This is a genomic window from Nocardioides sp. (assembly GCF_050699375.1).
In the GTDB taxonomy this organism is placed as follows: Bacteria; Actinomycetota; Actinomycetes; order Propionibacteriales; family Nocardioidaceae; genus Nocardioides.
Genome location: NZ_JBOHDN010000249.1, coordinates 1 through 25,284 on the forward strand (window position 1 = coordinate 1; position 25,284 = coordinate 25,284).

Sequence of the window (25,284 nt, forward strand, 5' to 3'; positions counted from 1 at the left end):
CTCCCGGACTCCCACGTCGTTTGACCAACGTCACTGTCCACGGAGCGCGCCAACTGCCGCCGAGCGGCATCTGCTTGATACTGTCACCAGCAACTGACCGACATCCTTTAAGCACCGTCCTGTGAGGCGGAGAAGGAGGTACGGCGTGCCGCTGCATGCCCACAAAGAAGCACTCCTCGTACTCGAAGATGGTCGATCATTTCGAGGGGAGTCGTTCGGAGCCGAGGGTGAGACCTTCGGCGAGGCGGTGTTCTCCACCGGTATGACGGGCTACCAGGAGACCCTGACCGACCCGAGCTACCACCAGCAGGTCGTCGTGATGACCTCGCCGCACGTCGGCAACACCGGCGTGAACGACGAGGACCCGGAGTCGCGGCGGATCTGGGTCGCCGGATATGTCGTACGCGACCCCGCCCGGGTCTCCTCGAGCTGGCGCGCCCAGCGCACCCTCGACGACGACCTTCGCGACCAGTCCGTGGTCGGCATCGCGGGCATCGACACCCGCGCCCTGACCCGCCACCTGCGCGAGCGCGGCGCGATGCGCGTCGGGATCTCGACGATCGACACCGACCCGGCGGCGCTCCTGAAGAAGGTGCTCGCCTCCGCCGAGATGAGCGGTGCCAACCTCTCCGAGGCGGTCAGCACCGCCGAGACGTACGTCGTCCCCGCGAAGGGCGAGAAGCGGTTCACCGTCGCCGCCCTCGACCTGGGCATCAAGGAGATGACCCCCGAGCGGATGGCCGAGCGCGGGATCGAGGTGCACGTCCTCCCCGCGACGGCGACCCTCGAGGACGTCCTCGCCGTCGGTGCCGAGTCCGGAGGGCCGGACGGGCTCTTCTACTCCAACGGTCCCGGCGACCCGGCGGCGACCACCGGCCAGGTGGAGCTGCTCCAGGCGGTACTGGCCGAGAACATCCCCTACTTCGGCATCTGCTTCGGCAACCAGCTCTTCGGCCGCGCGCTCGGCTTCGGGACGTACAAGCTCAAGTACGGCCACCGTGGCATCAACCAGCCGGTCATGGACCTGACCACCCGCAAGGTCGAGGTGACCGCCCACAACCACGGCTTCGCCGTCGATGCCCCGATCGGCGAAGAGACGAAGACCCCCTATGGCATCGCCGCCGTCTCCCACGTCAACCTCAACGACGACTGCGTCGAGGGCCTCGAGCTCAAGGACGCCGAGACAGGGAAGCTCAAGGGCTTCTCGGTCCAATATCACCCGGAGGCAGCGGCCGGCCCGCACGACGCCGCCTACCTCTTCGACCGGTTCACCCAGCTCATGGAACACAGCCTGATGGCGAAGGAGGTCTGAGATGCCCAAGCGCGAGGACATCAAGTCCGTGCTCGTGATCGGCTCCGGCCCGATCGTCATCGGCCAGGCGTGCGAGTTCGACTACTCCGGCACCCAGGCCTGCCGCGTGCTGCGCGAGGAGGGGATCCGGGTCGTCCTGGTCAACTCCAACCCGGCCACGATCATGACCGACCCGGAGTTCGCCGACGCGACCTACGTCGAGCCGATCACCCCGGAGTTCGTCGAGAAGGTGATCGCCAAGGAGCGCCCCGACGCGCTGCTGGCGACCCTCGGTGGCCAGACCGCGCTCAACTGCGCGGTGGCGCTGGACGAGCGCGGGATCCTGGAGAAGTACGACGTCGAGCTGATCGGCGCGAGCATCGACGCCATCCAGCGCGGTGAGAACCGCGAGGAGTTCAAGAAGATCGTCGCCGAGCTCGGCGGCGAGAGCGCGAAGTCGGTCATCTGCCACACGATCGACGACCTGGTCGCCGGCGCCGAGGAGCTCGGCTACCCCGTGGTGATCCGGCCGAGCTTCACCATGGGCGGCTCGGGCTCTGGCTTCGCGTTCGACGAGACCGACCTGCGGCGTCTCGGCGGTGCCGGCCTGGCCGCGAGCCCGACCACCGAGGTGCTCCTGGAGGAGTCGATCCTCGGCTGGAAGGAGTACGAGCTCGAGGTCATGCGCGACCGCAAGGACAACTCGGTCATCGTCTGCTCGATCGAGAACCTCGACCCGATGGGCGTGCACACCGGCGACTCGATCACCGTCGCCCCGGCGATGACGCTGACCGACCGGGAGTACCAGCAGCTCCGCGACCTCGCGATCGGCATCATTCGCGCGGTCGGCGTGGACACCGGCGGCTGCAACATCCAGTATGCGGTGAACCCGCAAGACGGCCGGATCATCGTCATCGAGATGAACCCCCGCGTCTCGCGCTCCTCGGCGCTGGCCTCCAAGGCGACCGGCTACCCGATCGCCAAGATCGCCGCCAAGGTCGCGATCGGCTACACCCTCGACGAGATCGAGAACGACATCACCGCCGGGCCCAACGGCTCCACCGCCGCGTCGTTCGAGCCGACCCTCGACTACGTCGTGGTCAAGGTCCCGCGCTTCGCTTTCGAGAAGTTCCCAGGCGCCGACACGGCCCTGACCACGCACATGAAGAGCGTCGGCGAGGCGATGGCGATCGGCCGCAGCTTCACCGAGGCGCTGCAGAAGGCGCTGCGCTCGCTGGAGAAGCCCGACGCGGTCTTCGACTGGACCCAGGAGGTCATCGAGCTCGACAAGCCGGCGCTGCTCGAGGAGATCAAGGTCCCCACCGACGGCAGGCTCAAGCGGGTCATGGACGCGATCCGCTCCGGCTCGACGCCGGAGGAGATCTTCGAGAGCACCAAGATCGACCCCTGGTTCATCGACCAGCTCTTCCTGGTCAACGAGATCGCTCAGGAGGTCATCGAGGCGCCCGAGCTCACCCCCGACGTGCTCCGCTTCGCCAAGCGCCACGGCTTCTCCGACGTCCAGCTCGGCAAGATGCGCGGGATGACCGCAGACGTCGTACGCGGCGTCCGCCACGCGCTCGGGATCCGCCCGGTCTTCAAGACGGTCGACACCTGCGCGGCCGAGTTCGAGGCACGTACGCCCTATCACTACTCCTCCTACGACGAGGAGTCCGAGGTCGCGCCGCGGGAGAAGCCGGCGGTGCTCATCCTCGGCTCCGGGCCCAACCGGATCGGGCAGGGGATCGAGTTCGACTACTCCTGCGTGCACGCCTCCCTCGCGCTGAGCGAGGCCGGCTACGAGACCGTCATGGTCAACTGCAACCCGGAGACGGTGAGCACCGACTACGACACCTCCGACCGGCTCTACTTCGAGCCGCTCACCCTGGAGGACGTGCTCGAGATCGTGCACGCCGAGCAGGAGGCCGGCCCGGTGGTCGGTGTCATCTGCCAGCTCGGTGGCCAGACCCCGCTCGGCCTCGCGCAGGCGCTCAAGGACAACGGCGTGCCGATCGTGGGCACCAGCCCCGAGGCCATCCACCTCGCCGAGGAGCGTGGCGCCTTCGGCCGCGTGCTCGCCGAGGCCGGCCTGGTCGCGCCCAAGCACGGGATGGCGACCACGTTCAACGAGGCCCGCGAGATCGCCGCCGAGATCGGCTACCCGGTCCTGGTGCGCCCCTCCTACGTCCTCGGCGGCCGTGGCATGCAGATCGTCTATGACGACGAGGCGCTGCGCTCCTACATCGAGGCCGCCACAGAGGTCACCCCCGACAAGCCGGTGATGGTCGACAAGTTCGTCGACGACGCGGTCGAGATCGACGTCGACGCCCTCTTCGACGGCGACGAGCTCTTCCTGGGCGGCGTCATGGAGCACATCGAGGAGGCCGGGATCCACTCCGGGGACTCCTCCTGCGCACTGCCGCCGATCACCCTCGGTGCCGCCGAGGTCGAGCGCATCCGCGTCGCCACCCGCGCGATCGCCGATGGCGTGGGCGTACGCGGCCTGCTCAACATCCAATATGCCCTCGGCTCCGATGTCCTCTATGTGATCGAAGCCAACCCACGTGCGTCCCGCACCGTCCCGTTCGTCTCCAAGGCCACCGCGACCCCGCTCGCCAAGGCCGCGGCCCGGGTGATGCTCGGCGAGTCGATCGCTGAGCTGCGTACGGCCGGCGTGCTTCCCACGACCGGCGACGGGGGAGCGCTGCCGCCGAACCAGCCGATCGCGGTCAAGGAAGCGGTCATGCCGTTCAACCGGTTCCGCACGCCCGAGGGCCAGCAGGTCGACACCGTGCTCGGCCCGGAGATGAAGTCGACCGGCGAGGTGATGGGCCTCGACTCCGACTTCGGCCGCGCCTTCGCCAAGAGCCAGGCCGGCGCCTTCGGCCCGCTGCCGACCTCGGGCCGGATCTTCGTCTCCATGGCCAATCGCGACAAGCGCACCATGATCTTCCCGATCAAGGTGCTCGCCGACCACGGCTTCGAGATCTTCGCTACCGAGGGCACCGCCGAGGTGCTGCGCCGCAACGGCGTGCCCTCACGGCTGATGCGCAAGCACTCCGAGGGCACCGGACCCGACGGCGAGAAGACCACGGTCGAGCGGATCCTGGACGGCGAGGTCGACCTGGTCATCAACACGCCCAACGGCACCTCCAACGCGAAGTCGGCCCGGATGGACGGCTACGAGATCCGGACCGCCGCGGTGATGGCCAACATCGCCTGCATCACCACCGTCCAGGGCCTGGGTGCCGCCGTGCAGGGCATCGAGGCGCTGCGACGCGGCGAGATCGACGTACGCAGCCTGCAGGAGTGGCGCGACGTCGTCGGCCACCACGACGGCGGGGTGACGGCCCGGTGAGCGAGCGCGAGCGAGCGAACGATCAGGACAAGATGCCGCTGGGTCCGTATCCTCGCTCCTCCTCGACGGAGGTGGCGGCATGAGGCCATACCGGACGCTGTTCGACAAGGTCCTCACCAGGACCGACCCGGAGCGTGCCCATCTCCAGGCCTTCGCCGCGATCCGCGCAGCGGGCCCGGCGCTGTCCAAGGCACGTACGCCCGGATCTCCCGTGCACGCGATGGGGCTCACCTTCCCCAACGTGATCGGGCTGGCCGCTGGTTTCGACAAGAACGCGGTCGGGATCGACGCGCTCGGCGGGCTCGGCTTCGGTCATGTGGAGATCGGCACGGTCACCGGTGAGGCACAGCCGGGCAACCCGGCGCCGCGGCTCTTCCGGCTGCCCGCCGACCGTGCCGTCATCAACCGGATGGGCTTCAACAACGAGGGCGCCGAGGCCGTCGCCGCCCGGCTGGCGAGCCGCCTGGAGCGACGTGGCACCGCCACCGGTGGCCCGGTCCTCGGCATCAACATCGGCAAGACGAAGGTCATCCCCGAGGACGACCAGGCAGCCGTCGAGGCCGACTACGCCAAGTCGGCCCGTCTGCTGGCCCCCTACGCCGACTACCTGGTCGTGAACGTGAGCAGCCCCAACACGCCCGGCCTGCGCAGCCTGCAGTCGGTCGAGAAGCTGCAGCCGCTGCTGGAGCACGTCCGCTCGATCGCCGACCAGGTCACCAAGCACCGGGTCCCGCTCCTGGTCAAGATCGCCCCCGACCTCGTCGACTCCGACGTGGTCGAGGTCGCCGACCTGGCCAACGCGATCGGCCTGGACGGGATCATCGCGACCAACACCACGATCGGCCGCGAGGCCCTCGTCTCCGCCCCCGCCGAGATCACCGCGGCCGGCGCCGGTGGGCTCTCGGGTCCGCCGCTCAAGGCGCGCGCGCTCGACGTCCTCAGGCTGCTCCGTGGGCGTGTCGGGGAGACGATGGCCCTCGTCGGTGTCGGCGGCATCGCGACGGTCGAGGACGCCCGTGAGCGGCTGGAGGCCGGCGCAGACCTCCTCCAGGGCTACACCGGGTTCATCTACGACGGCCCGCTCTACGCCCGCCGGATCGCGAAAGGCGCCGCCCGATGACCTTCGGTGCCCGCTACGCCGCTGCTCTCGCCGAGCGCGGAAGGCTCTGCGCGGGGATCGACCCGCACGCCTCGCTGCTCCTCGACTGGGGCCTGAACGACGACATCGACGGCCTGGAGAGATTCGCGCTGACCGCGGTCGAGGGACTGGCGCCGTACGTCCCCGTCGTCAAGCCGCAGAGCGCCTTCTACGAGCGCTTCGGGTCGCGCGGCGTCGCGGTGCTGGAGCGGGTCATCGCGGAGTCGAAGGCGGCCGGCGCGCTGGTCCTCCTCGACATCAAGCGCGGCGACATCGGCTCGACCAGCCAGGCGTACGCCGACGCCTACCTCGATCCGTCCAGCCCGCTCGGCTCCGACGCGGTGACCGTGAGCCCCTACCTCGGCTTCGGGTCGCTGACGCCATTCGTCGAGACCGCGGAGAAGCACGACGCCGGGCTGTTCGTGCTCGCGCTGACCTCCAACAAGGAGGGCCCGGAGGTGCAGCACGCGACGGTCGAGGACGGCCGCAGCATCGGCCGGGTCATGCTCGACCACCTGCGCCGGCTCAACGAGGACGAGACGCCGCTGGGGTCCTTCGGCGCGGTCGTAGGTGCGACGATCCAGGGCGTAGGAGAGCAGGGCGCGGACGGTCCCGGCGTGGCGTACGATCCTTCGACAGGCTCAGGGCATCGCTTCGAGATCAATGGTCCCATCCTGGCGCCGGGCTTCGGTGAGCAGGGCGGCACCCCGGGCGACCTCGTCCGCATCTTCGGCACCGCCAACGCCAACGTCGTCGCCAGCACCAGCCGCGGCCTGCTGAGGAAGGGCCCGAGCGCGACAGCGCTGCGCGACGAGGCACTGCGGCTGCGCGACGAGCTCGCCTGACGTTCGAGATACGACGGGACGTTCTTGTCGGTTACCAGTCGGTAGACCGACAAGAACGTCCCGTCGTACCTTTTCGGCGCTGACAACAGTCCATCGCGCTATCGCACACCCTGGTGGCCCCGGCCCTATCGCACGGCCCGCCATCGCGGGCTGGCACACTGACCGGATGATCAGCATCCGGCTGGCCGCCCAGCTCCTCGCCGTCCCGATCCTCGCCACTGGCCTGAGCTCGTGCGGTGACCCGATCGACGACTACTGCGAGTCCCTGAAGGGTCACCAGGAGGAGCTGACGAAGACCCTGGGGGAGGGCGGCACCGGTGGTCTGATCGCCGCGCTGCCGGTCTTCGAGGACCTCGAGCGCGACGCGCCCGACGACATCGCGAAGGACTGGAAGACGCTCACCGGCGCCGTCTCGGGGCTCAGCGCGGCTCTCGACGAGGCCGGGGTCAGCGCCGAGGAGTTCGAGGGCGGCAGAGCGCCCGAGGGCGTCACCGACGCCGAACAGGAGAAGATCGCCGAGGCGGCCACGAAGGTGAGCAGCAAGAAGACGCAGGAGGCCTCCGTACGCGTCCAGCAGCAGGCCCGCGATGTCTGCCATACCTCGCTCACTTTGTGAACCTGCTGTGCATCAGATCGGCAGCCCCGATTGCCGCCCCGGCAACGTAATGGCTAGATTGGCGCGAGCGCTTACTTACGGCGCACAGCCGGGGGGCACGATCCCAGTTGCCGCGCGACCCGGTTGCCCTGTTGACCTACACAATTGATCGTGAAAGGGAGTCTTCGTGGCTCTGCCTCCGGACATCACCCCTGAACAGCGCGCTGCCGCGCTCGCCAAAGCCGCGGCCTCGCGCCAGGAGCGGGCTGCTGTCAAGAACAAGGTTCGCACTGGCGGCATGTCCGTCCTCGAGGTCATCGAGGAGGGCAAGCGCAACGAGGTTGTCGGCAAGATGAAGGTGATCGACCTGCTGACCTCCCACCCCGGCCTCGGCGAGGTGCGGGCGACCCAGATGATGGAGCGTCTCGGCATCGCGATGAGCCGCCGTGTGCAGGGGCTCGGCCCCAAGCAGGTGGTCGCGTTGGTCGAGGAGTTCGCTCGACGATGAGTCTGATGGCGGACGAGAAGACCACGGCCGGCAACGGCGAGGGCCGGGAGAAGAGGCTCGTCGTCCTGGCCGGCCCGACCGCGGTCGGCAAGGGCACCGTCTCCGCGGCGGTCCGCGACGACCACCCCGAGGTCTTCTTGTCCGTCTCGGCGACGACCCGGAAGCCTCGCGAGGGCGAGGTCCACGGGAAGCACTACCTGTTCGTCTCCGACGAGGAGTTCGACGCGATGGTCGCCGACGGCGAGCTGCTGGAGTGGGCCACGGTCCACAACCTGGCTCGCTACGGCACGCCGCGTGGCCCCGTCGAGAAGGCGCTGGCCGAGGGTCGTCCCGCGATGCTCGAGATCGACCTGCAGGGCGCCCGGCTCGTGCGCGAGACCATGCCAGAGGCGATCTTCGTGTTTCTCGCGCCGCCGACCTGGGAAGAGCTCGTACGCCGCCTGGTCGGTCGCGGCACCGAGTCCGAGGCCGAGCGGGAGCGCCGGCTGGAGACCGCACGCGTCGAGCTGGCCGCGGAAAGGGAGTTCGATGTCACGATCGTGAACCACGAAGTTCATCAGGCAGCCGATGAGTTGGTAACCTTGATGACGCTCGGGCTCCCGAGCAAGAAATCCGACCAAGCCGACAAGTGAGGCTCACGTGGCTGCCCCTCAGATCGACGCCCAGGGCGTGACCAACCCCTCGATCGACGACCTGCTGACAAAGACCGACAGCAAGTACAAGCTGGTTCTCTACAGCGCCCAGCGGGCTCGCCAGATCAACGCCTACTACTCCCAGCTCGGCGAAGGCCTGCTGGAGTACGTCGGCCCCCTGGTCGACACGCATGTCCAGGAGAAGCCCCTCTCGATCGCGCTGCGCGAGATCAACGAGGACCTGCTGACCTGCGAGGACATCGACCCGGCCGAGCTCGCCGCCCAGGCGGCGGCCGCCGACGCGCCCGCCGAAGCCTGATTCCAGGTCAGTTCGCTGTCCACCAACAGCTCCATCCCGGCCGCTGCTCACGACGAGCAGCGGCCGCGCGTGGTCCTAGGGGTCGCCGGCGGCATCGCCGCCTACAAGGCCGCCGAGCTGCTGCGCCGGTTCACCGAGTCCGGCCATGACGTGACCGTGGTTCCCACGGCCTCTGCCCTCGAGTTCGTCGGCGCTCCCACCTGGGCGGCGCTGTCCGGCAAGGAGATCGCCACCGGCGTCTTCGAGAACATCACCGAGGTCCCGCACGTGCGGATCGGGCAGCAGGCAGACCTGGTGGTGGTCGCGCCCGCGACCGCCAACACGCTCGCCCGCGCGGCCCACGGCCTCGCCGACGACCTGCTGAGCAACGTACTTCTCACCGCCCGCTGCCCGGTCGTGCTCGCCCCGGCGATGCACACCGAGATGTGGGAGCACCCCGCTACGCAGGCCAACGTGGCGACGCTGCGCGAGCGCGGGAACATCGTGATCGAGCCCGCCGAGGGCCGGCTGACCGGCAAGGACACCGGCAAGGGGCGGCTGCCGGAGCCGGCCGAGATCTTCGAGCTGTGCCGGGCCGTGCTCGCGCACGGGGGACGTACGGACCTGAGCGGCCGTCATGTCGTCGTCTCCGCCGGCGGCACCCGTGAATACCTCGACCCGGTCCGCTTCCTCGGCAACCGCTCCTCGGGCCTCCAGGGCTACGCCATCGCTCGCGCGGCGGCCGCCCGTGGCGCCGAGGTGACCCTGGTCGCCGCCAACGTCGCCCTGCCGGACCCGGCCGGCCTGAAGGTCGTAAATGTCGGCACCACCGCTGAGCTGCGCGATGCCGTCGTCTCGGCGGCCGCCGGTGCGGACGCGGTGGTCATGGCCGCCGCTCCGGCCGACTTCCGGCCGACCGGGGTGAGCGAGGCGAAGATCAAGAAGGCCGCCGACGGCTCGGCGCCGACGATCGAGCTGATGCAGAACCCCGACATCCTGGCCGAGATCTCCCACCACCGGGTCCAGCCGGGTCAGGTGGTGGTCGGATTCGCGGCCGAGACGGGTGACGCGACGGGCTCGGTGCTCGACCTGGCCGCGGCGAAGCTGAAGCGGAAGGGCTGCGACCTGCTCGTCGTCAACGACGTCAGTGGTGGCGCGGTCTTCGGCAGCGAGGTCAACAAGGCCGTCATCCTGAACGCGGACGGCGGCCACGTAGATGTGCAGGAGGGGGCGAAGTCCGCCCTTGCCGAGGTGATCTGGGACCAGGTCGTCGCAAGACTCGGCGAACGGTAGGGCTCGGGGCCTTACGCCTCGATGAACAAAGCACGAACGGACGACACGCCATGCGCCACGATGAGGACGAGCACTGCGGTCCTGGGATTCGGGGTCTATGTTGGTCGACCAGAACGACAGACGCATCTCGACCTGAACACCCACATGAATCTGTGAAACGGAGTTACACGTGACCGGACGTCTCTTCACGTCGGAGTCGGTGACCGAGGGGCACCCGGACAAGATCGCCGACCAGATCAGCGACACCGTGCTCGACTACCTGATCGAGCACGACCCCAAGAGCCGGGTGGCTGTCGAGACCCTGCTCACCACGGGCCTGGTCGTCGTCGCCGGCGAGGTGACCACCGACGCCTACGCGCCGGTGGCGCAGCTCGTGCGCCAGAAGATCCTGGACATCGGCTACGACTCCTCGCTCAAGGGCTTCGACGGGCACTCCTGCGGTGTGCAGGTCGCCATCGGCGCCCAGAGCCAGGACATCGCCCAGGGCGTCGACACCGCCGAGGAGCACCGGCTGGACAGCTCGATCGACGAGCTCGACCTGCAGGGCGCGGGCGACCAGGGCCTGATGTTCGGCTACGCCTGCGACGACACGCCCGAGCTCTTCCCGCTGCCCATCAAGATGGCGCAGACCCTGGCGGAGAAGCTGACCGCGGTCCGCAAGGACGGCACGCTCGACTATCTGCGCCCCGACGGCAAGACCCAGGTCACCGTGGAGTACGACGACGAGCAGAAGGCGGTACGCGTCGACACCGTCGTCCTCTCGACGCAGCACTCCGAGGAGACGACCCAGGAGCAGCTGCACGCCGACATCAAGAAGTACGTCATCGAGCCGGTGCTCGAGCAGTTCAAGTCGTCGGTTCCCTTCGACGGCTACAAGCTGCACATCAACCCGACCGGCCGCTTCGTGGTCGGTGGCCCGATGGGTGACGCCGGTCTGACCGGCCGCAAGATCATCGTCGACACCTACGGCGGCATGGCTCGCCACGGCGGCGGCGCCTTCTCGGGCAAGGACCCGTCGAAGGTCGACCGGTCGGCTGCGTACGCCATGCGCTGGGTGGCCAAGAACATCGTCGCCGCGGGCCTTGCCCGCCGCGCCGAGGTTCAGGTCGCCTACGCCATCGGCAAGGCTCAGCCCGTCGGCGTGTTCGTGGAGACCTTCGGCACCCACACGGTGCCGGAGGCCAACATCCAGAAGGCCGTCCTGGAGGTCTTCGACCTCCGCCCGGCCGCGATCCTGCGCGATCTCGACCTGCTCCGCCCGATCTACGCCAAGACCGCCGCGTACGGTCACTTCGGTCGCGAGCTTCCCGAGTTCACCTGGGAGCGGACCGACCGCGCCGACGCCCTCAAGGCGGCCGCAGGCGCCTGATACACAACCCCTTTGCCGAGTCGGCGCGTTCTGACGCGCCGACTCGGCTCGGTTTTGGGTCAGGACGAGCCGACTCGGCGTTCTGTCGGCGCGGGCTGGTAGGAATGTCGGTTGTGAGCCGGGGACCGAACGAGGCAGCCGGGGCGGCCGAGCTGGAGCTGCCCGGGCTGGTCCGCGACCGGGTCAAGGAGGGCCGTGCGAAGGCCGCCGCGACCCGCGCGCGGAAGTCGGCGGAGGCGGAGATCACCGACGTCGATCCGGTCGCGAAGGTGCTGGTGGACCTGCCGATGGCTCACCTGGACCGCCCCTTCGACTACGCGGTCCCGGCCTCGATGGCCACCGAGGCGCTGCCCGGGGTGCGGGTGAAGGTACGGTTCGGCGCCAAGGACGTGGACGGCTTCGTCGTGGCGCGGGCAGAGGCCTCCGAGCACTCGAGGCTGCAGCCGCTCAAGCGGGTGGTCAGCTCCGAGGTCGTGCTCACCCCGGCCGTCGCGGCGCTGAGCGCGTCGGTCGCCCGGCGCTACGCGGGCGCACGCGCCGACGTCCTCCGTCTCGCGGTGCCACCGCGGCACGCGTCGACCGAGAAGGTGGCGACCCCGGTGGCTCCGGCTGGCCTGCCGTTCGACGCCGCGGCCGCGGACGAGGCGTGGGCCGGTCATGAGCCGGCGGCAGCGTTCCTTCGACACCTGGCCTCGGGAGGCGCCCCGCGGGCGGTCTGGCACGCCGCCGCCGGCACCGACCATGCGGACCTGATCGCCCAGGCAGTCGCGGCGACCCTGGCCTCGGGGCGTGGCGCGCTGGTCGTCGTGCCGGACTGGAAGGACCTCGCCCGGCTCGACGGCGCGATGACGAAGGTGCTGGGGGAGGGGCAGCATGCGGTGCTGGCCGCCGACGCCGGTCCGGCGCAGCGCTACCGGGAGTTCCTGCGAGTCTCGCGGGGTGCGGTGAAGGTGGCCATCGGCACCCGGGCGGCGGCGTTCGCGCCGGTGCACGACCTCGGGCTCGTGGTCGTCTGGGACGACGGCGACGATCTGCTCGCCGAGCAGCGTTCGCCCTATCCGCACGCGCGCGACGTACTGCTGCTGAGGGCCGAGGAGGAGAGGACCGCGGCGCTCGTGGGCGGCTTCGCGCGTACGGTCGAGGCCGCGTTCCTCGCGGAGACGGGCTGGGCGCAGGAGATCCGGCCGACCCGAGCGCTGGCACGCGAGCGGGTGAGCATCGAGATCACCGGCGACACCGACTTCGACCTCGAGAAGGACCCGCTCACCCGCGCCTCCCGGGTGCCCCGTGAGGCCCACGAGGTCATCCGCGCCGCGCTGGCCGACGGACCGGTCCTGCTGCAGACCCCGCGCCGCGGCTACGCCGCCTCGCTGGCCTGCGACAGGTGCCGTACGCCCGCGAGGTGCACCGCCTGCCAGGGCCCGCTGCAGCTGGTCGGACCGGCGTCACCTCCGACGTGCGGCTGGTGTGCTCACGTCGAGGCGGCGTGGGCCTGCGGCGCCTGCGGGGGCTTCGGGTTGCGGGCGCCGATCATCGGCGAGGCGCGTACGGCCGAGGAGATGGGACGCTCCTTCCCCGGGGTGCGGGTGATGACCTCGTCGGCGGGCGCGGTCAAGCAGACCGTCCCGGACGCGCCGGCGATCGTGGTCGCGACCATCGGCGCCGAGCCGGTGGTCTCACCGGCACCAGGTCGTCCAGACACCGCAAGCGGCTACACCGCGGTGCTGCTGCTCGACACCTGGTTGTTGCTGGGGCGGCCGGACCTGCGTACCGACGAGGAGGCGCTGCGGCGCTGGAGCAACGCCGCGGGAATCGTGCGGCCCGGTGGACGGGTGCTGGTCGTGGGCGACCCGGCCCTCTCCGTGCTCCAGGCGCTGGTGCGGTGGGACCAGCCCGGGTTCGCTCGCCGGGAGGCGTCGGCTCGTCAGGAGGCCCACCTTCCGCCGGCCTCGCGGCTGGCGACCATCACCGCCACGCCGGGCGCCCTCGATGACGCGCTCACCCTGCTCGCGCTGCCGCCCGGGGGCGAGGTCCTCGGGCCGGTGCCCGCCGATCCGACGTCTGCCGGGGAGCCTCGGCTGCGCGCCGTCGTACGTGTGCCGCGCTCACTCGGCACCAAGCTGACCGAGGCGCTGGGGGAGCTGCAGCGGGTGCGCTCGGCCCGCAAGCTCGACCCGGTGCGGATCCAGGTGGATCCTCCGAGTCTGTAGCGGTCGCCTTCCGCGTAAAGTGGCCTGACAAGCTCGACCACCTAGGAGAACAGTGGCAGTCCAGTCCATCCGACTTTTCGGCGATCCCGTGCTGCGCAAGCCGGCGATCGAGGTCGTCGACTTCGACAAGGAGCTCCACAAGCTCGTTGCCGATCTGACCGACACGATGCTCGAGGCACCCGGCGCGGGCCTGGCCGCACCGCAGATCGGGGTCAGCCTGCGGGTCTTCACCTGGAACGTCGACGGCGAGGTCGGCCACCTGATCAACCCCGATCTCACGCTGTCGGAGGAGATCCAGGACGGTGACGAGGGCTGTCTCTCGCTGCCCGACATCACCTATGACTGCCGCCGCGCGCTGTCCGTGGTCGCCAGAGGATTCGACATGCACGGCGAGCCGGTCACGATCGAGGGCTCCGAGCTGCTCGCCCGCGCGATCCAGCACGAGACCGACCACCTCGACGGCATCTTGTTCATCGACCGTCTCGACGAGGCCGCGCGCAAGGCCGCGATGAAGGAGATCCGCGAGGCCGAGTGGTTCGGCCTGGAGAAGCCGAGGGTGAAGATCTCGCCGCACGCGACGAACGGGTTCGGGTTCTGATGACCCGCGAGCGAAACGAGGACAGCTGATGCGCTGTGTGTTCGCGGGCACCCCCGAGGTCGCGGTGCCGTCGCTGAACGCGATCGCCGAGTCGGGCCACGAGCTCGTCGGCGTCGTCACGCGTCCCGATGCTGCCCAGGGCCGAAGCAAGCGGCTGGTGCCGTCGCCGGTCGCTCAGCGGGCCGAGGAGCTGGGCGTACCGGTGCTCAAGCCCGACCATCCACGCGAGCCCGAGTTCCAGGCCGCTCTGAAGGCGCTGGAGGCCGACTGCTGTCCGGTGGTCGCCTACGGGGCGATGCTCCCGCAGTCCGCGTTGGACATCCCGCGGCACGGCTGGGTCAACCTGCACTTCTCGCTCCTGCCGGCCTACCGGGGTGCCGCCCCGGTGCAGCGCGCGGTCTGGGCCGGCGAGGAGATCTCCGGTGCCACCACGTTCCGGATCGTGAAGGCGATGGACGCCGGACCGGTCTTCGGCACCATGACCCAGGCGCTGGCGCCGGACGAGACGTCCGGGTCGCTCTTCGAGAAGCTCACCGAGGGCGGTGCCGAGCTGCTGGTCCGCACGCTCGACGGGATCGAGGACGGTTCGCTCGAGGCGCGTGAGCAGCCGACGGACGGCGTCTCCTACGCCGACAAGATCACCGTCGAGGACGCCCAGATCGACTGGACGCGGAGCGCGGTGGTCATCGACCGGCAGATCCGCGCCTGCAGCCCGGCGCCGGGCGCCTGGACGCTGCTCGACGGCGAGCGGTTCAAGGTTGGGCCGGTCACGATGGCCGAGGAAGCGGTGGCTCCCGCGGAGCTGGTCGTACGCAAGAACGAGGTCCTCGTCGGCACCGGCACGACGACGGTGCGTCTGGGCCGCGTCAAGGCGTTCGGGAAGAAGGAGATGCCGGCTGCTGACTGGGCCCGCGGCGTACGTCTGGAGTCCGGTGTCACGTTCGGGTAGGCGGCACGGGGACGACCGTCGGCCGCAGGGGCCGCGTCGGCCGGGGCCGCGGGGCAGCACGAAACCCACCGATCCGGCCCGGTTGGCCGCCTTCGAGGTGCTGAAGGCGGTGCGGGTCGACGAGGCGTACGCCAACCTGGTGCTGCCGCACGTGCTCGGCCGGCTCGGGCTGGAGGGTCGCGATGCGGCCTTCGCCACCGAGCTCGCCGCGGGGACGTTGCGGCAGCAGGGGACCTACGACGCGGTGCTGGCAGCCTGCATCGACCGACCGCTGGCCAAGGTCGAGGCCAAGGTGCTGGACGTGCTGCGGCTCGGCGCCCACCAGGTGCTTTCGATGCGGGTGCCGGACCACGCCGCGATCTCGACGAGCGTGGACCTGGCCCGGTCGAAGGTCGGACAGGGGCCGGCGGGGTTCGTGAACGCGGTGCTTCGCAAGGTCACCCGCAAGTCGCTCGAGGAGTGGGTCGCCGAGGTCGCGCCAGCGCGGGAGAATGACCACGACGGCTGGGCCGCCGTGGCCTTCAGCCACCCGCGCTGGGTGGTCGCGCGGCTCGCCGAGGCGGTCGGTCGCGATCAGGTCGACGCGCTTCTCGAGGCCGACAACGTGCCGCCATCGGTGACGCTGGTCGCTCGCCCGGGACGGTCGAGCGTCGACGAGCTCGGAGGTACGCCGACGGTCTACTCGCCGTTCGGGGTCACTCTGGGGTCGGGCTCGCCGGCCGGGATCGCCGCGGTCGCCGAAGGGCGTGCGGGAGTGCAGGACGAGGGCTCGCAGCTGGTGGCTCTGGCGCTGGCGGGTCATCTCGACAGGCTCGATACACCGCTCGACAAGTTCGACCACGGGGACAGGCTCGACCACCGGGGGTCTGAGACGTGGCTGGACCTGTGTGCCGGGCCGGGTGGGAAGTCGGCGCTGCTGGCTGCCCTGGCCTCGCAGCACGGTGCGTGGCTGGTGGCCAACGAGAGGCAGCCGCACCGCGCCGGGCTGGTGCTGCAGAACCTGGTCGAGGGAGGCCCGAACGGAGACCCGTCCGGTGCGTCCGGGGACCCCACGGGTGAGCGGGCGAAATTTTTCGCCCGCTCGCAGGGCCCCCTTGTCCCCGGCACCGCGGGCGTCGTGGCCGCCGACGGCAAGCAGCCCCCGTTCCAGGAGGCGGCGTTCGACCGCGTCCTGGTCGACGCACCGTGCACCGGCCTGGGCGCGCTCCGGCGCCGCCCGGAGGCGCGGTGGCGACGTGGCACGGCCGACCTGGACGCACTCGTCGATCTTCAGCGCTCCCTCCTCGACCGGGCGATCGACCTGACCCGTCCGGGCGGCGTGGTGCTCTACGCGACCTGCTCACCGGTGCTGGCCGAGACCAGGGACGTGGTCGAGAGCGTGCTCTCGGCCCGTTCCGACGTGGTGATCGAGCCCATCGGTGGTGTGGTCGGTCAGGTGCCCGACAGCGCCGGCCCGATCGAGGGGACCGTGCAGCTGTGGCCGCACCGCCACGGCACGGACGCGATGTTCATGGTGCTGCTGCGGCGTACTCCCGAATGACCAGCCTGCTGAAGCCGCTCGGACGACGCCGCTGATGTCCTACGCTGGCGGACATGGCCAAGTCATCGCCGGCGGTGGAGATCACTCTGCCAGATTCTGGGGCAGGCAATCGCGTCATCAGGATCTCCAACCCTGACCGTGTCTACTTTCCGCCCCAGGACGGCGGGGCCGGGGCCACGAAGCTCGAGGTGGCGCAGTACTACCTCGCGGTCGGGCCCGGGATCGTCAACGCGCTGTGGGAGCGGCCGTGCATGCTGCACAGGTTTCCCAAGGGGCTGGCGGGGCCCAAGGTGCACCAGAAGCGGCTGCCCCAGGGGGCGCCCGACTGGATCGAGACCGTACGCCTCTACTTCCCGCGCTGGGGCCGCACCGCTGACGAGCTGTGCGTGACCGAGCTCGGAGCGGTGATCTGGGCGGTCCAGATGTCCACGGTCGAGTTCCACCCCTGGAACAGTCGCCGCGAGGACACCGAGAAGCCCGACGAGTGGCGCATCGACCTCGATCCCGGCCCCGAGTGCCCCTTCTCGACCGTGCAGACCGTGGCCGGGGTCGTACGCGAGATCCTCGACGAGCTCGGCGCGGTCGGCTATCCGAAGACGAGCGGCGGCTCGGGGATGCACGTCTATGTGCGGATCCCGGCCGAGCACGGATTCGCGGATGTACGCCGCGCAGCGCATGCCTTCGCCCGCGAGGTCGAACGCCGGGCACCGAAGCTGGTCACCACCGCCTGGTGGCGCAAGGACCGCGACCCGGCGCAGCTGTTCGTGGACTTCAATCAGAACACCAGGGACCACACGATCGCGAGCGCCTACTCCATCCGTGGTGTTGCCGACGGCCGGGTCTCGACGCCGATCACCTGGGACGAGACCAGCGACGTCGACCCGCGCGACTTCACGATGAGGACGGTGCCGGCGCGGTTCGCCGAGATCGGTGATCTGCACGCCGACATCGACGACCACCCGTTCTCGATCGAACCGCTGCTCGAATGGGCCGACCGTGACGAGCGCGACGGCGCCGAGACTCCACCCGAGCCCGACGCCGAGCCCGACGTCAGTCGGTGACCGAGCCCGCCCCGCGATCGAGCCCCACCCGGACCGAGCCCAACCCGTTGATCGAGCCCCACCCGCGATCAAGCCCCACCCGCGATCAAGCCCCACCCGGTGATCAAGCCCCACCCGGTGATCGAGCTTGTCGAGATTCACCAGATCTTGAGCCGCTCACCCAGGGTGCGCCCGAGCTCCTTGGAGTAGGTCGCGGTGAGGTGGTGGTTGTCGCGGTGGGTGATGGCGTCGCCGACGACGGTGGAGCAGATGCCGGCGCTGTCACAGAACAGGTCGTCGAGGTCGAGGGTCTCGACGTGGGCGGACTTGGCGGCCTGCATCTGCAGGTCGGCGCCCTCCTGCTGGCTCTCCAGCGGCTTGTAGGTGCACGGCGCGAGCGTCTTGTTGCTGCTCAGGCAGGTGGCCGGGTCGAACTCGATGGCCGGTACGTCGCGCAGCCACACGGTGCGCTTCGCGACGGGCTTCACGTGCGCCAGCAGCCGTTCGTAGCCGCGGTAGACGGCGCGGCGTACGCCATCGTCGTCGGTGTGCCTGCCGGCGGCGTCGTGGTAGGCGGCGCCGATCGGGCGCGAGGAGATCAGCAGCAGGTCGGGACGGATCTTCTTGACCGAGGCGAGCATGAAGTCGTGGAAGTCGTCGCAGGAGGTCATCGGCTCGGTGCTGTCGAGCTTGTCGGGCGTGACCAGCGAGACGGTGCACTGCGGCATCGCCAGCATGTACGCGCGATATCCCGAGCGCTCGGCGATCTCGTCGACGGCCGGGATCCAGTGCCGGGCGTGGGAGTCGCCGATGACCATGATCGTCTTCTCGCCGTCGGCATCGCCACGGGGGCAGAGCTTGCGGACGTTGGCGTAGTAGTTGCACTCTCCGACCGTCTCGACGTCGTCGGAGAGGTTGGTGAGCCCGGGCTCGAGGTTGGTGGGGATCGCCTGGTTCTTGCGGGCGGCGAGGATCGAGGCGTCCACGAGCTCGGGCAGCGGGTCCGGCTCCGGAGCCGTGGCGGCCGGAGGCCCGGCGCTCGACGTGGGACGCTCTGGCTGCTTCGCGGCGGGTGCGGACGCGTCGGCCTCGGCGAGGGTGATCGCGGGCTGGTAGCCGTCACGGGCGGCGCCGGTGGCGTAGGTGTTCGCCCCGAAGCAGGTCACCGCGACCAGGGTGATGCTCAACGGATAGAGAGCCACCGGACCCAAGGATCCTGCCCTGCCGAGCAGCGGTCGGCGCCACAGCGCGCCACGCCTGAACGGCTCCTCGACGTAGTGGTAGGACAGCCCGGCAAGACCGAAGGCCAGAGCGACGAGCAGCACCTGTTCCCACCAGTGCAGCTCGCGGCCCAGCTGCAGCTCGGCGAGGACCAGCACCGGGAAGTGCCACAGGTAGAGCGAGTAGGACCAGTTGCCGACGACCTGCAGCGGTCGCACCGAGAGCAGCCGGCCGACCACCGTCGGCCCGTGCCACAAGGTGCCGGCGACGATGATGAAGACGCTGCCGAGCACCGGCACGAGCGCCGGCGTGCCCGGGAACGGGGTCGCGTCGTTGAACTGCAGGCAGGCGCAGACGATGAAGAACATCCCGAACACCGAGAGCACCTGCGCGCGCCAGCGCGCGGTGGCGTCCTGGGTCCCGTCGTCGTGGAACGCGATCGCGGCGATCGCACCCAGGCCGAGCTCCCAGGCGCGGGTGAACGGTGAGAAGTACGCCGCCTCCGGGCTGGTCCGGGTCAGCACCGCCGAGGCCACGAGCGAGGCCACGATGACGACGCCGAGGGCGATGATCAGCATCCGACGCCCTCGGTTGTCGAACCTGGCGGCGCCATCCGCCGAGGCGGATGCCCTCCGGCGCCTCATCGCCCACAGGCAGCCCAGGATCACCAGCGGCCACACCAGGTAGAACTGCTCCTCGACCGCGAGCGACCAGAAGTGCTGCAGCGGCGATGGCGGCAGCGCGGCGGAGAAGTAGTCGGTCTCCAGCGACGCGAACCGGAAGTTGGCGGCGAAGGCCGCCGACCACAGCGCGTCGAGTGCGATCTCCCGGGTCCGCACGAAGCCGAGGAAGAAGGCGGCGTAGACGATCGTCGCCAGCAGCACCACGGTGGCCGCGGGCAGGATCCGGCGGGCACGGCGCGCGTAGAAGCCGAGGAGGCTGACCCGGCCCTCGGTACGCACCTGACGCATGAGCTGCTGGGTGATCAGGAAGCCCGAGATGGCGAAGAAGACGTCGACACCGACGAAGCCACCGGTCAGCGAGCCGAACCCGACGTGCAGGGCGACGACCGCGAGCACCGCGATCGCGCGCAGACCCTGGATGTCGGGACGGTGCCGCGAGGTGTTGGCGCTTCCGGTGGTCGAGCTCCCGGTGGTCGAGCTTGTCGAGCGTTGTATCGAGCCTGTCGAGATGACCACGAGCACACCTCCTCAACCAAGCGCATCCGTCACATTCGTCGCGACGATAACTTCCGTAACCGGCCGATCCCGGTAGGCGCGCCATCGAGCATCTAGTCCAGATCCACGTCGTCCCCCGCGGCCACGGGGCCCGCGGTCTCGGGCAGCGGGGGAGGAGTGCCGTCGAAGGCCGGGCACAGGGGCTTGTGCGCGCACCAGCCGCACAGCCTCCCCGGGTTCGGCTGCCAGTCACCGGTCTCCTGGGCGATGCGGATCGCCCGCCAGATCGCCTCGGCCTTGCGCTCGGTCGCCAGCAGGTCGGCCTCGTCGGGCACATAGCGCAGGATGTCGCCCGAGCCGAGGTAGACCAGCTGCAGCATCGCCGGCACCACGCCCCGGGTGCGCCAGATCACCAGCGCGTAGAACTTGAGCTGGAACAGCGCCTTCGCCTCGTACGCCTCGCTGGGGACGCGCCCGGTCTTGTAGTCGACCACGCGGATCCGTCCGTCGGCGGCGACGTCGACCCGGTCGATGAAGCCGCGCAGCAGCAGCTTCGAGTCCAGGAGGGTCTCGACGTAGTGTTCGCGCTCGGCCGGCTCCAGGCGACGCGGGTCCTCCAGGTCGAAGTAGCGCCGCAGCACCTGGTGGCACGACTCCAGCCAGCCGACCTCGTCACCGGCGGCGTCCTCGCTGAACAGGGTCGCCAGCGACGGGTCGAGGCTGCGTACGTCCTCCCAAGCCTGCTCGATCATCGACCTCGCCTGCCGCGGCGTGCGCTCGGGAGCGGGTAGGTCGAAGAGGTCCTCCAGCACCTTGTGCACGACGGTCCCGCGCGCGGCCGCCTCCGAGGGCGGCTCGGGGAGCCGGTCGATCGTGCGGAAGCGATAGAGGAGCGGGCACGAGGTGAAGTCGCTGGCGCGGCTCGGCGAGAGCGACCCCAGCACGTTGACGCCGTCGACCGGGGTCGACCGCGCGTCGGCGGGTGACGTACTCATGGTCACTCGCTGGGGCTCGCTCATGACCACGACACTATTCGTAGGCACCGACAACGCTCGGCAACCGCCGCTCAAGTACGCTCGGACCGTGGTAGACCCTGACCCACGCCGCGACGGCGACAAGCCGGTCGAAGAGGCGCCCACATCCCGCGTCCCGGGCACGATCAAGGTCGGGTCCATCGCGGGCAGCGAGGTCCTGGTGACCCCGTCCTGGTTCCTGATCGCGGCGCTGATCGCGTGGATCATGGGACCTCAGATCGAGGTCGTGGAGCCGGGTCTGGGCTGGTTGAGGTACGTCGCGGGCTTCGTGTTCGCGATCGTCCTCTACGGCGCGGTGCTGCTGCACGAGGCGGCCCACGCAGTCGTCGCCAAGCGCCTGGGCTATCCCGTGGGCGCGATCATGCTCCACTTCCTCGGCGGCGCGACCGCCGTGGAGAGCGAGGCGAAGCGGCCGCGTGACGAGTTCTGGATCGCGGTCGTCGGACCGCTGGTCTCGCTCGCCGTCGCCGCGGCCGCCTTCGGCGTCTCGTTCCTCACCCCCGACGGCCTGATCGGGCTGATCGTCACCGGCCTGTGGGTCACCAACCTCTTCGTCGGCGTGCTCAACCTCGTCCCGGGCCTGCCTCTCGACGGTGGCAGGCTGCTCAAGGCGGGCGTGTGGAGCGCCACCGGCAACATCAACCGCGGCAACATCGTCGCCGGCTGGGCCGGCCGGGTGCTCGCGGTCGCGGTGCTGCTGTGGCCCTTCATCCAGGGTCAGGTCCTGGGCAACGAGCCGGACCTGATGGACTACATCCTCGCGGTGATCATCGGCGTCTTCCTCTGGAGCGGTGCCTCGGCCGCGATCATGTCGGCGAAGGTACGCCTCCGGCTCCCGCTCCTCGTCGCCCGCGACCTCGCCCGTCGCACCCTCGCGGTGCCCGCCGACCTCCCCCTCGCCGAGGCCGTACGCCGCGCCCAGGACGCCGAGGCCGGCAGCATCGTCACGGTGACGAGCGGTGGTGAGCCGATCGGCCTCGTGCATGAGGGCGCGCTGCTGGCGACCCCGGAGGACCGCCGCCCGTGGATGGCCACCTCGACGGTCACGCGACGGCTCGAGGACGGGCTCACGCTCCCGGCCGACATCGGCGGCGAGGCCCTGATCCAGGCGATCTCGAAGACCCCGGCACCCGAGTACCTCCTGGTCGAGTCCGACGGCTCGATCTTCGGTGTCCTGGTCACCTCCGACGTGGACGCCGCCTTCCGCGCCGGTGCCTGAGCCGGCGCCTGCCTGAGCCCTGGCCCGCCTGAGCCCGCGGTCGCGGTTTGCCGGGATGGACGGCCCAGCGGGTAGCCTCGGCGGGTGTCAAGCGCTGATATCCCAGACATTCCGGCCGAGGCCCGAGCGGGCGTACACCGCGGGCCGCTGCGTGAGAGCGAGTGGGTGCGGCTGACCGATACCAAGGGTCGCCGCCACAACTTCGAGCTCGTCGCCGGCAAGCGCTTCTTCTCCAACAAGGGCCACATCGACCACGATGAGCTGATCGGTCGCGAGGAGGGCTTCACCGTCACCGCGTCCACGGGTGGCGAGTATCTGGTCTTCCGCCCGCTGCTGAGCGAGTTCGTCGTCTCCATGCCGCGTGGCGCCGCCGTGGTCTATCCCAAGGACGCCGCCCAGATCGTCGCCATGGCCGACATCTTCCCCGGCGCCAGCGTCGTCGAGGCCGGAGTCGGCTCGGGTGCGCTCACCTGCTCGCTGCTCCGCGCCGTCGGCCCGTTCGGGAGGGTCACCTCCTTCGAGCGCCGCGAGGAGTTCGCCGAGGTCGCGCGGAAGAACGTCGACCAGTTCTTCGGTACGCCGGTGGGGGAGTCCCACCCGAGCTGGTCGCTCAACCTGGGGGACCTCCAGGAGGAGCTGCCGCGTCAGCAGATCCGCTGCGACCGGCTGATCCTCGACATGCTCGCGCCGTGGGAGTGTGTCGACGCGGCCGCCGACGCGCTCTACCCCGGCGGCATCGTCTGCGCCTACGTCGCGACCACCACCCAGCTGTCCCGCTTCGTCGAGACCCTCCGCGCGCACGGCGGGTTCGCCGAACCGCAGGCGTGGGAGACACTGGTGCGGGACTGGCACGTCGAGGGCCTCGCGGTCCGGCCCGGCCACAAGATGATCGGCCACACCGCCTTCCTGGTCACCTCCCGCCGGCTGGCACCCGGCGAACGCGCACCTCGCAAGACGCGCCGACCTTCCCCCGGTGCGTACGGACCTGACTACAAGGGTCCGCGTCCGGCCGACATGCCTGAGCCTGCCGACCCTGCGAGGGACGAGCAGGGTGGCAACGCGAAGGGGTCGAGCGAGCGCAGCGGGTGAGCTTGCGAACCTGCGAAGCGGGTCGAGACACCACCAGCCGCTGAGGAGCGACCCGCTCCGGCCGTTTGGTCCCGCTATGCGTACCGTGCCACGGGTCGACACGAACATGGCCAAGTCGGCCGAATAGTGTCCAACACCGCGAAATCCTCTCTCGCTCCTGCCCCTCACCCTTGTAGGGTCGAAGAAGCAGAGGAGGTGTGCTGATGTCGACATCCGATGGATTCCATTCCGAGGAGCGCAGCCCCGAGGAGCTCGAGAGCCATGTCCGTTTCCTCGAAGCCGAGGTGACCGACCTGCGGCACAGACTGACCGAGATGCCTGGATCTTCGCGTGGCCTGGAGGCGCGGCTCGCTGATGCGCAGCGCTCCCTGGCCGGTGTGACGTCGCAGAACGAGCGGCTCACCGGGACCCTTCGAGAGGCCCGCGACCAGATCATCAAGCTCAAGGAGGAGGTCGACCGGCTGGCACAGCCGCCAGCAGGCTTCGGCACCTTCATCGAGCGCAACGAGGACGACTCGATCGATGTCTTCACCGGTGGGCGCAAGCTCCGGGTGACCGCATCGCCCAACGTCGACCTCGACGAGCTGCGCTATGGCCAGGAGGTCATGCTCAACGAGGCGCTCAACGTCGTCGCCTCGATGGAGTTCGAGAAGGTCGGCGAGGTGGTGATGTTCAAGGAGCTGCTCGCCGACGGTGAGCGCGCCCTGGTGATCGCCAACGCCGACGAGGAACGGGTCGTACGCCTCGCGGAGCCCCTGCTGCAGGACTCCATCCGCGCCGGCGACTCGCTGCTGCTCGAGCCTCGCAGCGGTTATGTGTACGAGAAGGTGCCCAAGTCCGAGGTCGAGGAGCTCGTCCTCGAGGAGGTGCCCGACATCTCCTACGAGTCGATCGGAGGCCTCGTTGGACAGATCGAGCAGATCCAGGACGCGGTCGAGCTGCCCTACCTCTACCCGAACCTCTTCATCGAGCACCAGCTCAAGCCGCCCAAGGGCGTCCTGCTCTACGGTCCTCCGGGCTGCGGCAAGACGCTGATCGCCAAGGCCGTCGCCAACAGCCTGGCGAAGAAGGTCGCCGCGAAGACGGGAGCGGACGGCAAGTCCTACTTCCTCAACATCAAGGGCCCCGAGCTCCTCAACAAGTACGTCGGCGAGACCGAGCGGCACATTCGCCTGGTCTTCCAGCGTGCCCGTGAGAAGGCCGCGGCCGGCACCCCGGTGATCGTCTTCTTCGACGAGATGGACTCGCTGTTCCGTACGCGTGGCACCGGTGTCTCCTCCGATGTCGAGAACACCATCGTCCCGCAGCTCCTCTCCGAGATCGACGGCGTCGAGGCTCTGGAGAACGTGCTGGTCATCGGTGCCTCCAACCGTGAGGACATGATCGACCCGGCGATCCTCCGCCCGGGCCGGCTGGACGTGAAGATCAAGATCGAGCGTCCCGACGCCGAGGGTGCTCGTGACATCTTCTCGAAGTACCTCGTCCCCGACCTGCCGCTGCACCCGACCGACGTGTCCGAGTTCAACGGTGACAAGCAGGCGACCGTCGACGAGCTCATCCGCACGACCGTCGAGCGGATGTACACCGAGTCCGAGGAGAACCGCTTCCTGGAGGTCACCTACGCCAACGGTGACAAGGAGATCCTCTACTTCAAGGACTTCAACTCCGGCGCGATGATCCAGAACATCGTCGACCGGGCGAAGAAGATGGCCATCAAGTCGTTCCTCGACTCCGGCGAGGACTCAGCCCAGAAGGGCCTGCGGGTGCAGCACCTGCTCCAGGCCTGCGTGGACGAGTTCAAGGAGAACGAGGACCTCCCCAACACCACCAACCCCGACGACTGGGCCCGCATCTCCGGCAAGAAGGGCGAGCGGATCGT

At 69.6% G+C, this 25,284-nt stretch carries 20 protein-coding genes; 18 read left to right on the top strand and 2 right to left on the bottom strand.

Annotation, left to right across the window (positions count from 1 at the left end):
• Nucleotides 1–145 precede the first annotated feature (145 nt).
• The 15 genes from carA (at nucleotide 146) to ACRDPS_RS18510 (ending at nucleotide 17,685) form a co-directional block, all read left to right on the top strand.
• Entirely contained in the window at nucleotides 146–1,312 is a 1,167-nt protein-coding gene (gene carA / locus ACRDPS_RS18440) for a glutamine-hydrolyzing carbamoyl-phosphate synthase small subunit (RefSeq protein ID WP_431503118.1), read from the top strand.
• A 1-nt stretch (nucleotide 1,313) separates the two neighbouring features.
• A complete protein-coding gene (carB, locus tag ACRDPS_RS18445) occupies nucleotides 1,314–4,649 on the top strand; it encodes a carbamoyl-phosphate synthase large subunit (protein ID WP_431503119.1) in 3,336 nt (1,111 codons plus the stop codon).
• A gap of 79 nt (nucleotides 4,650–4,728) precedes the next feature.
• Nucleotides 4,729–5,769, top strand: a complete 1,041-nt coding sequence (locus tag ACRDPS_RS18450; RefSeq protein ID WP_431503120.1) for a quinone-dependent dihydroorotate dehydrogenase — start codon at nucleotides 4,729–4,731, stop codon at nucleotides 5,767–5,769.
• Nucleotides 5,766–6,632 (top strand): orotidine-5'-phosphate decarboxylase, encoded by an 867-nt coding sequence (gene pyrF, locus ACRDPS_RS18455; RefSeq protein ID WP_431503121.1) that lies wholly within the window; start codon nucleotides 5,766–5,768, stop codon nucleotides 6,630–6,632. The genes ACRDPS_RS18450 and pyrF overlap by 4 nt, the downstream gene beginning before the upstream one ends.
• A gap of 166 nt (nucleotides 6,633–6,798) precedes the next feature.
• On the top strand, nucleotides 6,799–7,248 hold the full coding sequence (locus ACRDPS_RS18460; protein WP_431503122.1) for a hypothetical protein: 450 nt from the start codon (nucleotides 6,799–6,801) through the stop codon (nucleotides 7,246–7,248).
• Nucleotides 7,249–7,414: 166 nt separating this feature from the next.
• The gene (gene mihF, locus ACRDPS_RS18465) at nucleotides 7,415–7,735 is read left to right on the top strand and encodes an integration host factor, actinobacterial type (RefSeq protein ID WP_431503123.1); all 321 of its coding nucleotides are present in this window, start codon (nucleotides 7,415–7,417) and stop codon (nucleotides 7,733–7,735) included.
• Nucleotides 7,732–8,367 carry a guanylate kinase gene (gene gmk, locus ACRDPS_RS18470; RefSeq protein ID WP_431503124.1) on the top strand — a complete coding sequence of 212 codons (636 nt, stop codon included), beginning with the start codon at nucleotides 7,732–7,734 and terminating at the stop codon, nucleotides 8,365–8,367. Before mihF ends, gmk begins: the two co-directional genes overlap by 4 nt.
• 7 nt (nucleotides 8,368–8,374) lie before the next feature.
• Nucleotides 8,375–8,686, top strand: coding sequence for a DNA-directed RNA polymerase subunit omega (gene rpoZ, locus ACRDPS_RS18475; RefSeq protein WP_431503125.1), 312 nt, complete (start codon nucleotides 8,375–8,377; stop codon nucleotides 8,684–8,686).
• Nucleotides 8,687–8,755: 69 nt separating this feature from the next.
• Entirely contained in the window at nucleotides 8,756–9,958 is a 1,203-nt protein-coding gene (gene coaBC / locus ACRDPS_RS18480) for a bifunctional phosphopantothenoylcysteine decarboxylase/phosphopantothenate--cysteine ligase CoaBC (protein ID WP_431503126.1), read from the top strand.
• A 169-nt stretch (nucleotides 9,959–10,127) separates the two neighbouring features.
• Nucleotides 10,128–11,327 carry a methionine adenosyltransferase gene (gene metK / locus ACRDPS_RS18485; RefSeq protein ID WP_431503127.1) on the top strand — a complete coding sequence of 400 codons (1,200 nt, stop codon included), beginning with the start codon at nucleotides 10,128–10,130 and terminating at the stop codon, nucleotides 11,325–11,327.
• Nucleotides 11,328–11,440: 113 nt separating this feature from the next.
• Nucleotides 11,441–13,537, top strand: coding sequence for a primosomal protein N' (locus ACRDPS_RS18490; RefSeq protein WP_431503128.1), 2,097 nt, complete (start codon nucleotides 11,441–11,443; stop codon nucleotides 13,535–13,537).
• 52 nt (nucleotides 13,538–13,589) lie between these two features.
• On the top strand, nucleotides 13,590–14,135 hold the full coding sequence (def, locus tag ACRDPS_RS18495) for a peptide deformylase (RefSeq protein ID WP_431503129.1): 546 nt from the start codon (nucleotides 13,590–13,592) through the stop codon (nucleotides 14,133–14,135).
• A 28-nt stretch (nucleotides 14,136–14,163) separates the two neighbouring features.
• Nucleotides 14,164–15,084: a methionyl-tRNA formyltransferase gene (fmt, locus tag ACRDPS_RS18500; protein ID WP_431503130.1), complete on the top strand. Its 921-nt coding sequence runs from the start codon at nucleotides 14,164–14,166 to the stop codon at nucleotides 15,082–15,084.
• Nucleotides 15,085–15,166: 82 nt separating this feature from the next.
• Nucleotides 15,167–16,624, top strand: a complete 1,458-nt coding sequence (locus tag ACRDPS_RS18505; protein WP_431503131.1) for an RsmB/NOP family class I SAM-dependent RNA methyltransferase — start codon at nucleotides 15,167–15,169, stop codon at nucleotides 16,622–16,624.
• A gap of 53 nt (nucleotides 16,625–16,677) precedes the next feature.
• Complete coding sequence (locus ACRDPS_RS18510; protein ID WP_431503132.1) at nucleotides 16,678–17,685, top strand: DNA polymerase domain-containing protein; 1,008 nt, start codon at nucleotides 16,678–16,680, stop codon at nucleotides 17,683–17,685.
• Nucleotides 17,686–17,822: 137 nt separating this feature from the next.
• Here the strand turns inward: ACRDPS_RS18510 and ACRDPS_RS18515 are convergent, their stop codons facing one another.
• Together ACRDPS_RS18515 and ACRDPS_RS18520 are read right to left on the bottom strand one after the other, a co-directional pair.
• Nucleotides 17,823–20,084 (bottom strand): acyltransferase family protein, encoded by a 2,262-nt coding sequence (locus ACRDPS_RS18515; RefSeq protein ID WP_431503133.1) that lies wholly within the window; start codon nucleotides 20,082–20,084, stop codon nucleotides 17,823–17,825.
• Nucleotides 20,085–20,176: 92 nt separating this feature from the next.
• Nucleotides 20,177–21,082, bottom strand: coding sequence for a RecB family exonuclease (locus ACRDPS_RS18520; protein WP_431503134.1), 906 nt, complete (start codon nucleotides 21,080–21,082; stop codon nucleotides 20,177–20,179).
• 64 nt (nucleotides 21,083–21,146) lie between these two features.
• Between ACRDPS_RS18520 and ACRDPS_RS18525 the strand changes: the two genes are divergently transcribed.
• From ACRDPS_RS18525 to arc, 3 genes are all read left to right on the top strand, one after another.
• Complete coding sequence (locus ACRDPS_RS18525; RefSeq protein WP_431503135.1) at nucleotides 21,147–22,316, top strand: site-2 protease family protein; 1,170 nt, start codon at nucleotides 21,147–21,149, stop codon at nucleotides 22,314–22,316.
• An 84-nt stretch (nucleotides 22,317–22,400) separates the two neighbouring features.
• Nucleotides 22,401–23,405, top strand: a complete 1,005-nt coding sequence (locus ACRDPS_RS18530; protein WP_431503136.1) for a tRNA (adenine-N1)-methyltransferase — start codon at nucleotides 22,401–22,403, stop codon at nucleotides 23,403–23,405.
• A 203-nt stretch (nucleotides 23,406–23,608) separates the two neighbouring features.
• Nucleotides 23,609–25,284, top strand: a 1,676-nt coding sequence (gene arc, locus ACRDPS_RS18535) for a proteasome ATPase (RefSeq protein ID WP_431503137.1), incomplete at its 3' end; no start/stop codon positions are given.

Coding starts and splice junctions, on each gene's coding strand:
- carB (WP_431503119.1), top strand. CDS start 1,314: ATGCCCAAGCGCGAGGACATCAAGTCCGTGCTCGTGATCGGCTCCGGC.
- ACRDPS_RS18450 (WP_431503120.1), top strand. CDS start 4,729: ATGAGGCCATACCGGACGCTGTTCGACAAGGTCCTCACCAGGACCGAC.
- pyrF (WP_431503121.1), top strand. CDS start 5,766: ATGACCTTCGGTGCCCGCTACGCCGCTGCTCTCGCCGAGCGCGGAAGG.
- ACRDPS_RS18460 (WP_431503122.1), top strand. CDS start 6,799: ATGATCAGCATCCGGCTGGCCGCCCAGCTCCTCGCCGTCCCGATCCTC.
- gmk (WP_431503124.1), top strand. CDS start 7,732: ATGAGTCTGATGGCGGACGAGAAGACCACGGCCGGCAACGGCGAGGGC.
- fmt (WP_431503130.1), top strand. CDS start 14,164: ATGCGCTGTGTGTTCGCGGGCACCCCCGAGGTCGCGGTGCCGTCGCTG.
- ACRDPS_RS18510 (WP_431503132.1), top strand. CDS start 16,678: ATGGCCAAGTCATCGCCGGCGGTGGAGATCACTCTGCCAGATTCTGGG.
- ACRDPS_RS18520 (WP_431503134.1), bottom strand. CDS start 21,082: ATGAGCGAGCCCCAGCGAGTGACCATGAGTACGTCACCCGCCGACGCG.